Consider the following 13,599-nt stretch of genomic DNA (forward strand, 5'->3'; position numbering starts at 1 on the left):
GTGGGCGCGACCCACGACGACCGAGGGAGGTGGGATGGGAACGCCCGAAACGCGCAGGGTGCTGCCGGGCAAGCGCTCGGTGCTTCTCGCACTTCGTTACTACGGACGGGAGTTGACCCGCTTACGGTGGCTGACCGCACCCGCGATGGTGCTGACGGCCCTCGGCAACATCGGCATCAATTACGTCGCACCGCTGATCGTCGCCAAGCTGGTCGGCGCCATCGCGGGGGACAAGGACCTCACCGTCGCCACCGCACTGCCGTACGTCCTGGGATTCGTCGGTGTGCTGCTGCTCGCGGAGGCGCTGTGGCGCGTCGCGCTGCACTGTCTGAACCGCCTCGACGCCCTCGGCATCGAGCACCTGTACGTGATCGGCATGGACGAGTTGTTCGCGAAGGACGCCGCGTTCTTCCACGACAACTTCGCCGGGTCGCTCACCAAGCGGGTGCTGAGCTTCGCCTCGCGGTTCGAGCAGTTCGTCGACACGCTGACGTTCCAGATCGTGGGCAGCTTCCTGCCGCTGGCGTTCGGGGCGGTGGTGCTGTGGCGCTACGAACCGCTGCTCGTCGTCGGGCTGTTGGCGATGATCGCGCTGACCGCGGTGTGCGTGGTGCCGCTCATCCGGCGCCGCCAGGCGCTCGTCGACCAGCGCGAGGAGGCGATCGCCCGGGTGTCGGGGCACGTCGCCGACAGCCTGATGAACATGGACACGGTACGGGCGTTCGCCGCCGAGGAACGCGAAGCGGCCGAGCACCGCACGCGGGTCGCCGCCTCCAGACGGCTCACCCTGCGGTCATGGGACTACGGCAACCTGCGCATCGACACCTTCGTCGCGCCGATGTCGGTGCTGACCAACGCGCTCGGACTGCTGCTCGCCGTCGTGCTCGCCGGAGGCACACACGGCGTGGAGGCGATCGTGGTCGCGTTCACCTACTACTCCAACGCGACCCGGATCATGTTCGAGTTCAACCAGATCTACCGCAGGCTGGAGAGCTCGATGACGGAGGCAGCCCAGTTCACCGAACTGCTGCTGACGCCACCGACGGTGCTCGATCCGCCCGTGCCGGAACCGCTGCCGCGGGGGGAGGCCGACGTCCGCTTCGAGAAGGTGACCTTCGCCCACGGCGGCGGTCGGCCCCTGTTCGACGGCCTCGACCTGGACGTGCCCAGCGGCGCGCGGGTGGGCCTCGTGGGGCGGTCCGGCGGCGGCAAGACCACGCTCACCCGGCTGCTGCTGCGGATGACGGACATCGACGGCGGACGGATCCTGATCGGCGGTCAGGACATCAGCAGAGTGCGCCAGGCCGACCTGCGCGGTCTGATCGCCTATGTGCCGCAGGACCCGGCGATGTTCCACCGCACGCTGCGGGACAACATCGCCTTCGCCCGGCCGGACGCGGGCGACGCCGAGATCCGTCGCGCGGCCGAGGCGGCGCATGTCACGGAGTTCGCCGACGCCCTGCCGAACGGCTTCGACACCATGGTGGGGGAGCGCGGGATCAAGCTGTCGGGCGGTCAGCGCCAGCGGGTGGCGCTCGCCCGGGCGATCCTGCGTGACGCGCCGATCCTGCTTCTGGACGAGGCGACCAGCGCCCTGGACTCGGAGAGCGAGATCCTCGTCCAGGAGGCGCTGTGGCGACTCATGGAAGGGCGTACGGCACTCGTGGTGGCGCACCGGCTGAGCACGGTCGCCGGCATGGACCGGCTCGTCGTCCTCGACCAGGGGCGCGTCGTCGAGCAGGGCACGCACGACGCCCTGCTCACCAGGGGCGGTGTCTACGCCAAGCTGTGGCAGCACCAGTCGGGAGGTTTCCTCGACGACAGCCCCGCGCCGGCCGGGCTGCCCTGACCCCCGGCCCACCGGACCCACCCGCACCGCGGCGTCGGCGACCACCGTCCCGGCGCCGCGTCGCGGGTGCGACACTGGCGGAGTGAGCGACCGGCAGACGGACCGACGCCTGGAACGGGCCATCCTGGACCTGCTGGACCGGCGCGCCCCGACCTCGACGATCTGCCCCTCCGACGCGGCGCGGGCGGTGTACGACGGGGACGACGACGGCTGGCGCGCACTCATGGAGCCGGCCCGCCGCGCGGCCGGCCGCCTGGTCGCGGCGGGCAAGGTCGAGATCACCCGGTCCGGCCGCCCGGTCGACCCGGCCACGGCCCACGGCCCGATCCGCATCCGCCGCGCCCACTGACCCCCCCGCCGCCCCCTCCCGGCCTTCCCCATGCCCCGGAGCGCCCGGGGGGCGTTTCGCTCGTAGATTGGGAGGTGCGGGAGACGGCCCCTCCAGGCTGGGAGGCAGGCAGCGCCATGCCGGCGGACATCGATTTCACGGCCTTCTTCGACGCCACACCGAGCCCGTATCTGATCCTGGACACGGACCTGGTGATCCGTTACGTGAACCGGGCGTACACACAGGCCACCGGGCGGGCCGGGGAAGAGCTGATCGGCAGGTACTTCTTCGACGCCCTGCCGGCCAACCCCGCCGCCCCGGACGACACGCAGTGCCTGATGGCGTCCCTGCTCCGGGTCAAGGAGACCGGTGTCGCGGACACGCTGGTGCTGCAGCGGTACGACCTTCTGGTGCCCGGCCGGACCGGCGGGTTCGAGGAGCGGTGGTGGTCCGACATCCACACGCCCGTGCCGGGCCCCGACGGCCGGGTGGCGTGGATCGTGCAGCGGTCCGAGGACGTCACCGCCTTCATCCGGTCACGCCTGGCGCGACAGCTCGCGGAGGAGTCCACCGAACGGGAGAGGGGCCTGGCGGCCGAGCTGTACGTGCGGGCCCAGCAACTGCACCGACTGAACCAGGAACTGCGCCAGGCCCACGCACGCGAACGGCAGGTGGCCGTCGCCCTGCAGGAGGCCATGCTCCAGGCCCCCGACCTGGACCGGCACACCAACATGGCCGTCCGGTACCTGCCGGCGACGACGTCCCTCAACGTGTGCGGCGACTGGTACGACGTCGTGGACCTGCCCCCCGACCGGTACGCCGCCGCGGTCGGCGACGTCGTCGGCCACGGGCTCCAGGCCGCGGCCGTGATGGGCATGCTCCGCAGCGCCCTGAGCGCCGCCATCCGGGCCATCCCGAGCCCCGCCCAGGCCCTGGAGGTCCTCGGCCTGTACGCCCGCTCCCTGGAAGGCGCGACCGCCGCGACCGCGGTCAAGGTCCTCGTGGACACCCGCAGCCGACTGATCATCTACAGCAACGCCGGTCACCTGCCCCCGGTCCTGCTCCACCCGGGCGGCACCTGGGAGTTGCTGGACCAGGCCACCGACCCGCCGCTGGGTGCCCGCCCCTACCATGTTCCGCGCCCCCAGGCCGGTCTGTCCTACACCCCGGGCGACACCCTCGTGCTCTACACCGACGGACTGATCGAACGCCACGACGAGGACATCGACGCCAGCCTGGCCCGCCTGACCTCGGCCCTCGCCAAGGACAGCACGCTGCCCCCCGGTGAGCTCGCGGACGCCTTGCTGGACCGCCTCCGCGTCACCAGCGGAGCCCGCGACGACATCGCCCTCGTCGTCATCCGGCTGTGAGCAGAGACGCCCGGCGCCGACGTCGTACCCCTGCCCCCGACGGGCACGCGCGCTCGCCTTGCGACCTGTGCGCGCAGGGGTCGATCCTGAATCAGAGGCATGCCCGCCGAACCGATGGACCGAGCGCGGACGGCGCGGACCGCGGCAATCACGGCCCGCGCAGGGAGCGGGTTCCAGATGAGGCTTGTCGTCGATCTCAACCGGTGTCAGGGATACGCCCAGTGCGTCTTTCTCGCCCCTGACGTTTTCGCACTCCACGGCGAAGAGGCGCTGTTGTTCTCCCCTCGCTTCGACGAGGGGCTGCGGGAGCGGGTGGAAGTGGCCGCGGCCGCCTGCCCGGTGCAGGCCATCCTCGTCGACTACTCCGACGAGCCGACGAAGGTGGTCGAGGCCCGGCTTCCGCCTCCTGGAGGATCCACCGCCCTACCGCGAGAACGCCGTCCTGCGGGGCCCCCGGCACCTCCGTGTCGCGATCGAGGGTCTCGACGCCTGAGCGTGCGCCTGGCCGGCGCGCCCGCTCGGGGCATCTCCTCACGGAGAACGGGGCCCGGCGTGCCGGGCCCCGCGTGGGTGCGGCGACAGTGGCTCAGCCGGTCAGCGTGAACGCCTGGGCGGCGGACCCGGAGCAGGGCTGCTGGGACAGCCGGGCGCCGTTCGCGGTGGAGGCGTTGTCGACCGTCAGGCACTTGCCGCTGTGGCGGGCGACGAAACGGTACTGGCCGGTCGCCCCGGTGGCTTCGGGCCGCCACTGCTGATTCGTGGCTCCGACGTACTCCCACAGGTGCACCTTGGCGCCGTCGGCGGTCGCGCCCGGACCGCCGTCGACGTCCCACACCCGGGTGTTGTGGCGGTTGACGACCTGGTAGTGGCCGTCACTGGTCGGACGGAACTGCCAGCCCTGGTTGGCGCCGGCCGAGCAGGTCCACTGCTGCAGCGCGGTGCCGTTGGCGGTGCCCCAGTCCGCGGCGTCCAGACAGGCGCGGCTGCCCGCGTTCACGACCTGGTACCAGGCGGCGGGGTCGATCGGGCCGGTCGGCTCACCGCTGGTGCCGTTCCACACGAAGGTGGCGACGGCTCCGGCCGGCAGGGTGTAGGCGAGCGACCTGCCGCCGTCGGTGAGGGAGAAACGCTGTGCGCTGCCCGCGGTGTTGACCACATAGGCGGCGCGGGAGCCGTCCGGGTTCTCGAAGGTGACGTTCTGTACGCCGCCCCCTCCCTGACTGCTGGACCCGATGCGGACCGCGCCGGGCTTGACGAACTTGCTGACGTGCCCGAGCACGTAGTACTCGGCGTTGCGGGTCACGGTGCCGCCCGCGATCTCCACCACCCCGTTGCACCGGTTGGTGCAGTGGCCCTGGTGCGGGCCGCCGTTCTGGTCCAGGGCGAGGTTCCAGGTGAGGACGGTCTCACCGCCGTTGCGGAAGTTCTGCACGACGAGGTTCTCGGCGTGCCAGCGCAGGGTGTCACCGAAGGTGGCGGCGGCGTTGGCGCTGTCGGTGCCGGAGCACTCGGTGAAGAAGACGCGCTTGCCCGCGTTGACGATCTGCTGCTGGGCGGAGACCTGTCCCCCGTAGCAGTGGAAGGCGGCGCCGATCACTCGGCTCATGCCGGCCGTGCGGGAGAAGACGTCGAGGGGATAGTTGGGGTGGTCCCAGTTGTGGTCGTAGGCAAGGATGTTCGTCGGCAGTCCGGCCGCCGTCAGCTTGGGGTCGAGGACCTTCAGGAAGTCGGCCTGCTGAGCCGGTGTCATCGACATCGACGGGTAACTGGTAGCGAACTCGGGTTCGTTCTGCACCGTGAGGTCGGTGAGGACGATCCCCTCCTGCCGGTAGGCGTTGACGGCCTTGACCAGGTAGTCGGCGTACGCCCCGTAGCTCTCCGGCCGGAGGCTGCCGCCGTTGAGCGAGTTGCCGGTCTTCATCCACGCGGGCGGGGACCAGGGCGACCCCATGAACCGGATCGACGGGTTGACGGCGGTGGCCTGCTTGAGGACGGGGATGATCTCGGCGCGGTCCCGGGCGATGGAGAACTGGCCGGGGGAGTCCTCGTAGGAGTAGTGGGCGGCGGTGGCGTCGAAGTCGGTGCTCCCGAGCGGCTGGCGCAGGTAGTTGAGCCCGATGCCGTCCCCCGTCGTGGAGAACAGCGACTGCATCAGCTGCGTGCGCTGGGCCTGCGGCAGGCCCTGGACGAGACGGGCCGACGCGCCCGTGACGGAGGCCCCCGCGCCGGTGAACCGCTGGCCGCGGTTGCCGGGGTCGACGCGGATGTCGATCGGCTGGGGGGCGCTGGTGAAGGGGACGCTGCCCTCGGCGGTGAGCTTCTTCGCTCCGTCGGGGGTGGTGACCCACACCTGCGCGACGGGGTCGGCGGCCCGAGCGGGGCTGGTGGCGGTCATGCCGAGGCCGGCCGTGACCAGTCCGAGGGTCAGGGCGAGGGCCGCGGTCCTGGCTCTCGGGGGGCGGATTCCTGGGCTGTGCAACACGGAGTGGTTCTCCTTCGGCTCGGTGAGACGCGGGAGCTCCGGCCGGCTCGAGAGGGCATGCGGGGAGGCAACTCGGGCCGGCCGGGGACGGAGGGCGCTGCGTGGGCATGAAAGCACACCTACTAAGTGGTTAGTAAGTGGTCTGGGTCACATCTTTACGGTCCGGGGGAAGATCAACGTCGGCGTGACGGGACCGGCCGTAGGCTGTCGGGTTGTGAGCGACCAACCGATGGACGGGCCACCACGCAGAGGCAGGACGGCCCCGCGTGTTCCGCGCAGCCCCGAGGCCCGGCAGCGGCAGCAGGACATCCTGCAGATCGCCATGGACACCTTCGCCGCCCGCGGCTACAACAACGCCTCCCTGGCGGAGATCGCCGAGCGGGCGGGACTGACCCAGGCCGGCGTCCTGCACTACTTCCGTTCCAAGGCGCTGCTGCTCACCAGCGTCCTCGAACTGCGCGACCAGCGCGACATCGCGCAGCTGGGGACCCGGCGTCCCCAAGGGCTGGAGTTCCTGCGCCACCTCGTCGACACCGCGCGGCGCAACGCCGAGCGCGAGGGGATCGTCCGGCTGTACGCCGTCCTGTCGGCCGAGTCCGTGACCGACGCCCATCCCGCACAGTCCTACTTCCGCGACCGCTACAGCGGCCTGCGGGCCTTCGTCGCCGAGGCGCTGACCGAGGCCTGCGGGCTGGAGGAGGCCGACGCCCGGCGCGTGGGGGCGGCGGCCAACGCGATCATCGCCGTCATGGACGGACTCCAGGTCCAGTGGCTGCTCGACCCCGACTCCGTCGACATGGCGGCGTCGACCGACCTGGTGGTCACCTCACTGCTGGCCGGGCTGACGTCGGATGCCGCGGACCGGCGGCTCGCGCCGTAGCGCGGGCGGCGGCCGAGGGGCTGCGACGGCACGCGCGGGGTGTCTCAGGCCGGCTCGTCGGCGGCCTCGGACGGCTGTTCCCGCCGGGTGGGCGCCTCGTCGAACTGCTTGCGCTGCAGGGCCGTGATCTTGCGGAAGACGGTCTTGAAGTTCTCGTACTCCTGCTCGCCGATCACCTCGGCGTGCCGCCGCTCGATGGCGGCGATGATGGCGTCCGACTTGCGCATCTGATCGCGTCCGAGCGCGGTGGGCATGATCAGCTTGGCGCGCCGGTCCTTGGGGTCGGGATGCCGTTCCACGTAGTCGAGGGCTTCCAGTTCGTCGATCAGGTTCCCGATCACCTGCTTGTGGGTTCCCGACAATCGTGAGAGTTCGGTGGCCCTGCTGCCCTCCTCGTCGATGAATCCCATGACGGCGCCGTGCTGGGGACGCAGCCGGGGGTGCCCCTGCTCGGCGAGTTCCTGGAAGAGTTCCTTCTGGACGGAGAAGAGCAGTCGCGCGCTCATGATCCCGATGTCCGGGTCCGTCACCTTGCGTTCACTGCGCCGCATGTCGCGTCTCCCCCTTCGGAGCGGGCCGCCGAGCCGTGAACTCCTTCACCTACATGAATAGTCACTCATGCTGACGATACCGGCCAGTGGGCCGACAGCCCAGGTTGCCGCTGCACCCTTCCGGGCCTATGCTCGATAGTAAAGATAAGTGACTATCAAGAAGATGACCAAGGTGCTGAGGAGCAGAAGATGTCCGTGATCGAAATGACGACCTTCGTCGTCGCTCCGGACAGAACGTCGGAGATGCTGGCGGCACGGCCCGCGATGCTCTCCGCGTTCCGCGCGGACCGGCGGGGGTTCATCGCGGCGCGCCTGGTCCGCGTCGCCGAGAACACCTGGCTGGACCTGGTCGAGTGGGCGGACGCCGAAGCCTTCGACGCCTCGCGCGCGAAGGGCGCCAACCTCCCCGAGATCGCGGCCTTCTTCGCCACGATCGACGAACTGGTCGACGTACGCAGCGGGGTGCGCTACGACGACGCGGCCGACGGTCCCCGGGCCGTGCGCACCATCGCCTACGGCACGGAGCCCTCCCAGGTCGGCGAGTTGTACCTCCCCGAGGGAGACGGGCCCTTCCCCGTCGTGGTGCTGATCCACGGCGGATGGTGGACGGCGATGTTCGATCACCGGCAGACCGTCCCGCTCGCGCAGGACCTCCTCTCGCTCGGATTCGCCGTCTGGAACATCGAGTACCGCAGGGTGGGCGAACCCGGTGGGGGGTGGCCGGGCACCTTCGACGACGTCGCGGCGGCCGTGGACGCCGTCGCCGATCTCGATCCCGCGATCGACACCCGCCGTGTGCTGGTCGTCGGGCACTCGGCGGGCGGGCATCTCGCCACCTGGGTCGCCCACCGCGCCGCTCTGCCGGAGGGCGTTCCCGGCGCGCTGCCCGGGATCGAGCCGATCGGCGTCGTGTCGCTGGCCGGGGTGCTCGACCTGGTCGACGCCGACAAGGTGGGGCTCGGCAGCGTACTGGCGGACCTCGACGCCGAGCCTCCGCACGGTTCGCCGCCGCCCTCCGCCCCCGAGCTGTGGCCGGCGGTCGCCGCCCGCGTGGGGGACGGCATCACCCGGCTGCTGCTCGGAGGGAGCTTCGCGCGGTACGAGGAGCGGTACGCGGTCGCCTCGCCCGTCCTGCTCGCCGACGGCGGCGTCCCGGTGCTCGTCGTGCACGGCACGGCCGACGAGGTCATTCCGCCCGCGTACGCCCGGACGTACGCGGACGCGGCCACGGCCAGGGGCGCGGACGTCGAGCTCGTCGACTCGCCCGGAGCCGATCATTTCGGTGTGGTCGAGCCGGACGGCCACGCATGGCGCGTCACCCGGGCCTGGCTGACCGATCGGCTTCAGCGGGCCGAGCCGGGTGAGTGAGCAAAGCGGCCCATGTGAGCCACCGGAAGGGCCCCGCGGCTCCAGGGCCCTTCCGGTGGCTCACCCCGCGGCCGCCCGCTGCTCCGACGCGGGCGGCGGCGGTGCTGCCGGCAGGAGTTGACGTCGGGCGGCGGCCATGAGGGTCCGCACGGCCACAGCACCCACGAGAGCGCTGATGAGGCCCAGCAGCACATAGGTGTACGCGCCCGCTCCAGGCGGCCGCAGGCGCTCGGTCCAGTGGATCCCCACGGCGGCTGCCGCGGCCCAGCTGAACGTGAACGCCCAGGTGCTGGGCATGAAGGGCAGCTTCACGTACGCTGGCAGCAGCTTGAACTGCGTCAGCACCATCAGCAGTCCGTAGCCGCCGAGGAACGCCGCGACGGTGTCGATGGAGTCGGTGAAGAGGGCGAAGTAGGCGAGGCTGGCGACGGCCGCGGGCGCGATCTCGATGGCCAGCGTCGGCTGCAGGGGCGGCGGCAGCATCGGGCGCAACAGCAACCGGGTCATGATCACCGACCCCAGAATGAGCCAGCAGATCGCGCCCAGGCCGAACATCATGACGCCCAGCCGGTGCTGCCCCACGGCGGCCGCCGACGCCGCGGCCAGCAGTCCGCCCGCGACCGTGGGCAGGAAGTAGCCGGGGTGGAAACGCTCGACGTCGAGCCGTCCGTAGATCCACTGACCCGTGAACCAGGCACCGAGCAGCACGGTGAGGGCGAGGAACACGTCGACCACCACCCGGCCGGCCACCGGTTCGACGGGGAACAGGCCGTACGCGGCGATCACCATCGGCACGATCACGCACAGGGCGGCGAAAGGCCCGCCCACCGGATCGGTGAGGTCCCGCGCCAGGGAGCGCAGCCGCGCCGCGCGTTCCAGGTAGGCCACGGTCACCAGGAGCCAGACCAGGGCCGCCAGCACGAGCAGCGCCTCTCCCACGGAGCGCGGCACGCGCTGGTACTGGGCGGCGGTCAGCCAGGCACTCGCCAGGCCGACCAGGCCGAAGGGCATTCCGAAGAAGTTGAGCGGGACGGGCCTGGGCGGGCCGCCGGCCTGCCTGCCGGTCGAGCGCTGGGGGCCCTGAGGGCTCTGGGTGTCTTCCATGGCGTCTCTCATGCCGACTCGTCCTGGTGCTCGGGGTGTTGCGGGGTGCCGCAGAGCTTGTAGGTGAGGGGCTGATGCGTATCGAACCGGCGCATCAGCAGGTGGTGCACCGAGGCACCGAGCACGGCCCCGAGGACCGGGGCGAACACATAGATCCAGAACTGGCTCGTGTCCCCGGCGAACAGGGCCGGGCCGAAATGACGCGCCGGGTTGACCGAGCCGCCGCTCTGCGTTCCCAGGCACACGATGATCAGGGCGATGGACAGACCGACGACGTAGGGCAGCCACCGCCCGAAGACCGGATGGGCGAGAAGGAAGCCGATGACCAGGGTCAGGGCGACGAAACAGCCGGCCTCGGCGAGGAACACGCTCGACGCGTCCCAGCCGGGGCTGGGTCTGATGGCGGCGTAGCCGATCGACGGGGTCGAGGTCACGGGCCCCCACACCAGGCGGGCGAGCGCCACGCCGATGACGGAGCCGGCCATCTGCGCGGCGACGTAGGGGAGGACACTGCGGCCGGGGAACACGTCCATGAGCCACAGTGCCACCGTGACCGCCGGATTCATGTGGCCCCCGCTGCGCCGGCCGGGCCGCGAGAGGATCAAAGCGACGACGAGCAGGCCCGAGGCCGCGGCCACCACGAGGAGTGCCGGGCGAAGGCCGCTCACGTACAGCGGGGAGTCCGGGTCGCGCAGCCATCGCACCATGGTCACCACCGCGAACAGCAGCGTCGTGGTGAGGATCAGTTCGTCGACGGCGCGCGGGAGCGGGAGCCCGGGCCGGTTGCGATGGCTTGCCATGCTGCCTACCGGTCTGCCCTGAGGCCATTTGGTTCAGAAGGCTGACAGTCACAATCACTTACTAATCACGATAAATGCACAGCACAACGTCCGCAACAGCACGCAGGCGTCGCGGTGTGCGCCAGGTCTCATCCGCGAGTTGTTACACCGGGCCCGCCGGCGGTGTCTCCATGCCGAGCCCACAACGCGAGGAGAGAAGATGAACCGAAACGTCGAGGTCGTCGTGGTCGGCGGCGGGTACGGGGGTGTGACGGCGGCCAACAGCCTGGCCCGGCGCGACGGTGTGTCGGTGACGCTGGTCAATCCGCGTCCCCGATTCGTCCAGCGGATCCGCCTGCACCAGCTCGTGACCGGCTCCGACGACGCCGTCGAGAGCTTCGGTGAGGTGCTGGGCGGCAACGTCCGCCTGGTGGTCGACACGGCGAGCCGGATCGACACGGCCGAGCGCCAGGTCTCGCTGGCGGGCGGGGACACACTCTCCTACGACTACCTCGTCTACGCCGTGGGCAGCGGCGCCTCCGATCCCGGTGTGCCCGGAGCGGCTGAGTACGCCCACTCGATCTCGGACCTCGAAGGAGCGCAACGACTGCGCTCGGCGCTGGCCGAGACGCCCGCGTCCGGCCCGGTGACCGTGGTGGGTGCCGGTCCGACCGGACTGGAGACCGCCGCCGAGCTGGCGGAGCTGGGCCGCAAGGTCACCCTGGTCTGCGGAGACGTGCTGGGTCCCTCCCTGCACGCCCGGGTCCGCCGTCCGGTCGCCCGCCGGCTCGCCCGACTGGGCGTGACCGTCCTCGAAGGTCCCGGAGCAAGGGTGGCGGAGGTGACGAGCGAGGGCGTACGACTCGACGACGGCCGCGAGGTGGCCGGCGCGGTGACGATCTGGACCGCGGGATTCCGTGTCCCGGACCTCGCCGCCCGCAGCGGGCTGCGCACCGACACCGAGGGCCGCCTGGTCACCGACGCGACGCTGACCAGCGTGGACGACCCGCGCATCGTGGCCGCAGGCGACGCCGCGGTGATCACGGACCGGCCGTTCAGGATGAGCTGCCAGGCCGCCGTCCAGCTGGGTCCGGGGGCCGCCACCACGATCCTGCGCCGGATCGCGGGGAAGACTCCCGCTCCCGTCCGGCTGTTGTTCGCCGGGCAGTGCCTGAGCCTCGGCCGGAACGAGGGCGTCACCCAGTTCTCCTACCCGAACGACAAGGTGAACGCGCTGTCCATCAGCGGGCGGCCCGGCTCCGGCGTCAAGGAGATCGCCTGCCGGTTCACCACCCGCCAACTGGTGTCGGGTGCACGCAAGGCCCGGCGATCCGCCTAGGACGTGTCCTGCGGGCAGGTCGGCGTCCGTACGAGGGGCGCCGACCCGGCACACGAGCGAGAGAGCGAAGCGCACGCATGAACGATCACCTGTCCGATCCGGCGACCGAGGCGTTCGTCGCCCACCGCGATCTGCTGTTCACCGTCGCCTACGAGATGCTCGGCTCGGCGGCGGACGCCGAGGACGTCCTCCAGGAGACCTGGCTGCGGTGGATCGAGGTCGACCTGGCGGGGGTGCGGGACCAGCGCGCCTACCTGGTGCGGATCGCCACCCGGCAGGCGCTCAACCGGCTCCGCACCCTCAAACGGCGCAAGGAGGCCTACGTCGGCCCCTGGCTCCCCGAGCCCCTGCTCACCGCGCCGGACGTGGCCGAGGACGTCGAGCTCGCCGAGAACCTCTCGCTGGCGCTCATGTTCATCCTGGAGACCCTGTCACCGACCGAGCGTGCGGTCTTCGTGCTGCGCGAGGTGTTCGCCTTCGACTACGACGACATCGCGGCGGCGATCGACAAGAGCCCCGCGGCCGTGCGCCAGACCGCCCACCGCGCCCGCCGCCACGTGGACGCCCGTCGGCCCCGCACGGCGGCTTCGCCGCAGGAGACCCGGGCGGCGCTGGACTCGTTCCAGCGGGCGCTCGTGACGGGGGACCTCCAAGGCCTGCTCGACGTGCTCGCACCGGACGTGGTGTTCGTCAGCGACGGTGGTGGCCTCAGGCTCGCCGCGCTGCGGCCGGTCGTCGGCGCCGACAACGTACTCCGTTACATGGCGGGCAGCCTCGTCAAGGCAGGCGGCCCCCTGAGCGGCGAGCACGTGACGGTCAACGGCAACCCCGGACTCCTCCTCCGGCTGGGCGGCGCGATCGACGGCGTCCTGGCCTTCCATGTGGAGAACGCCCGAGTCACCGGTCTCTACTACGTCCGCAACCCGGAAAAGCTCACCCGTGTCGAGTCCGAGACCCCTCTCACCTCCCGCTGAACCGCCGCCTCGCACCCCTACAGCGCGCGCGCCGCGGTGCCCGCCGTGACGTGCACCTGGAACCAGACGGTCTTGCCGGTGGGCATGCGGACGCTTCCCCAGGCGTCCGCGAGCACGTCGAGGAGTTCGGTGCCGCGGCCCCCCTCCGCGTCCGCGTCGACCACGGAACGCGTGGGGCCGGTCCACTCGGTGTCCTCGACCTCGCACAGCAGCTGCGACCCGCGCAGCCGGAGGTTGAGCCGGAGCGGGCCCCGGGTGTGCGTGAGGGCGTTGGTGACCAGCTCGCTGACCAGGAGTTCGACGGTGTCGGCGAGATCGTCCAGTGCCCAGGCGCCCAGCTGCGCGCTCACCAGATGACGAGCCCTGCGCACGGACGTGAGCTCCCGCCCCAGTGGCCAGGAGGTCTCCCACGCACTGGCACGGCGACGTGGCGCGTCGAACGGCCGCAGGGGCGCGAAGATGCGCGACCACAGGGCCCACTGCCTGGCGGCCCAGGAGGGGGCGTCGCCGCGAGTTTGCCCTTCTGTCGGAGTGAAGGTGCTGAGGAGGCCGATGGCCGGAGCGGCCATGGGAAT

At 71.2% G+C, this 13,599-nt stretch carries 12 protein-coding genes and 1 pseudogene; 8 read left to right on the plus strand and 5 right to left on the minus strand.

Features of this window, described 5'->3' with window-relative positions:
- Nucleotides 1–34: 34 nt before the first annotated feature.
- The 4 genes and pseudogenes from ACZ7LV_RS03005 to ACZ7LV_RS03020 all read left to right on the plus strand — a co-directional run.
- A complete protein-coding gene (locus ACZ7LV_RS03005) occupies nucleotides 35–1,849 on the plus strand; it encodes an ABC transporter ATP-binding protein (protein ID WP_471935084.1) in 1,815 nt (604 codons plus the stop codon).
- A gap of 82 nt (nucleotides 1,850–1,931) precedes the next feature.
- On the plus strand, nucleotides 1,932–2,198 hold the full coding sequence (locus ACZ7LV_RS03010) for a DUF3253 domain-containing protein (protein WP_471935086.1): 267 nt from the start codon (nucleotides 1,932–1,934) through the stop codon (nucleotides 2,196–2,198).
- A 116-nt stretch (nucleotides 2,199–2,314) separates the two neighbouring features.
- Nucleotides 2,315–3,547 (plus strand): PP2C family protein-serine/threonine phosphatase, encoded by a 1,233-nt coding sequence (locus tag ACZ7LV_RS03015; RefSeq protein ID WP_471935087.1) that lies wholly within the window; start codon nucleotides 2,315–2,317, stop codon nucleotides 3,545–3,547.
- A 177-nt stretch (nucleotides 3,548–3,724) separates the two neighbouring features.
- Nucleotides 3,725–3,922 (plus strand): annotated as a pseudogene (locus tag ACZ7LV_RS03020) (ferredoxin); the annotation flags it as partial.
- Between the two features lie 211 nt (nucleotides 3,923–4,133).
- Here the strand turns inward: ACZ7LV_RS03020 and ACZ7LV_RS03025 are convergent.
- A complete protein-coding gene (locus tag ACZ7LV_RS03025) occupies nucleotides 4,134–5,942 on the minus strand; it encodes an RICIN domain-containing protein (protein WP_471936079.1) in 1,809 nt (602 codons plus the stop codon).
- 409 nt (nucleotides 5,943–6,351) lie between these two features.
- Here ACZ7LV_RS03025 and ACZ7LV_RS03030 point away from each other — a divergent pair, with 409 nt between their 5' ends.
- On the plus strand, nucleotides 6,352–6,909 hold the full coding sequence (locus ACZ7LV_RS03030; protein WP_471936081.1) for a TetR/AcrR family transcriptional regulator: 558 nt from the start codon (nucleotides 6,352–6,354) through the stop codon (nucleotides 6,907–6,909).
- A 44-nt stretch (nucleotides 6,910–6,953) separates the two neighbouring features.
- Here ACZ7LV_RS03030 and ACZ7LV_RS03035 read toward each other — a convergent pair whose 3' ends face one another.
- Nucleotides 6,954–7,460 carry a MarR family winged helix-turn-helix transcriptional regulator gene (locus ACZ7LV_RS03035; RefSeq protein WP_471935089.1) on the minus strand — a complete coding sequence of 169 codons (507 nt, stop codon included), beginning with the start codon at nucleotides 7,458–7,460 and terminating at the stop codon, nucleotides 6,954–6,956.
- A gap of 189 nt (nucleotides 7,461–7,649) precedes the next feature.
- Here ACZ7LV_RS03035 and ACZ7LV_RS03040 point away from each other — a divergent pair, with 189 nt between their 5' ends.
- On the plus strand, nucleotides 7,650–8,828 hold the full coding sequence (locus ACZ7LV_RS03040) for an alpha/beta fold hydrolase (protein ID WP_471935091.1): 1,179 nt from the start codon (nucleotides 7,650–7,652) through the stop codon (nucleotides 8,826–8,828).
- Nucleotides 8,829–8,888: 60 nt separating this feature from the next.
- On the opposite strand, the gene ACZ7LV_RS03045 is transcribed toward ACZ7LV_RS03040, so the two are convergent.
- Entirely contained in the window at nucleotides 8,889–9,932 is a 1,044-nt protein-coding gene (locus ACZ7LV_RS03045; RefSeq protein ID WP_471935093.1) for an SLAC1 family transporter, read from the minus strand.
- An 8-nt stretch (nucleotides 9,933–9,940) separates the two neighbouring features.
- Nucleotides 9,941–10,732 (minus strand): MIP/aquaporin family protein, encoded by a 792-nt coding sequence (locus ACZ7LV_RS03050; protein ID WP_471935095.1) that lies wholly within the window; start codon nucleotides 10,730–10,732, stop codon nucleotides 9,941–9,943.
- 199 nt (nucleotides 10,733–10,931) lie between these two features.
- On the opposite strand from ACZ7LV_RS03050, the gene ACZ7LV_RS03055 reads away from it, so the two are divergent.
- Together ACZ7LV_RS03055 and ACZ7LV_RS03060 are read left to right on the plus strand one after the other, a co-directional pair.
- The gene (locus ACZ7LV_RS03055) at nucleotides 10,932–12,050 is read left to right on the plus strand and encodes an NAD(P)/FAD-dependent oxidoreductase (protein WP_471935097.1); all 1,119 of its coding nucleotides are present in this window, start codon (nucleotides 10,932–10,934) and stop codon (nucleotides 12,048–12,050) included.
- Nucleotides 12,051–12,127: 77 nt separating this feature from the next.
- Nucleotides 12,128–13,024, plus strand: coding sequence for an RNA polymerase sigma-70 factor (locus tag ACZ7LV_RS03060; RefSeq protein WP_471935098.1), 897 nt, complete (start codon nucleotides 12,128–12,130; stop codon nucleotides 13,022–13,024).
- 17 nt (nucleotides 13,025–13,041) lie between these two features.
- Here ACZ7LV_RS03060 and ACZ7LV_RS03065 read toward each other — a convergent pair whose 3' ends face one another.
- Nucleotides 13,042–13,593 (minus strand): ATP-binding protein, encoded by a 552-nt coding sequence (locus ACZ7LV_RS03065; RefSeq protein WP_471935100.1) that lies wholly within the window; start codon nucleotides 13,591–13,593, stop codon nucleotides 13,042–13,044.
- Nucleotides 13,594–13,599: the final 6 nt, after the last annotated feature.

Source organism: Streptomyces sp. NPDC107562, assembly GCF_055657325.1.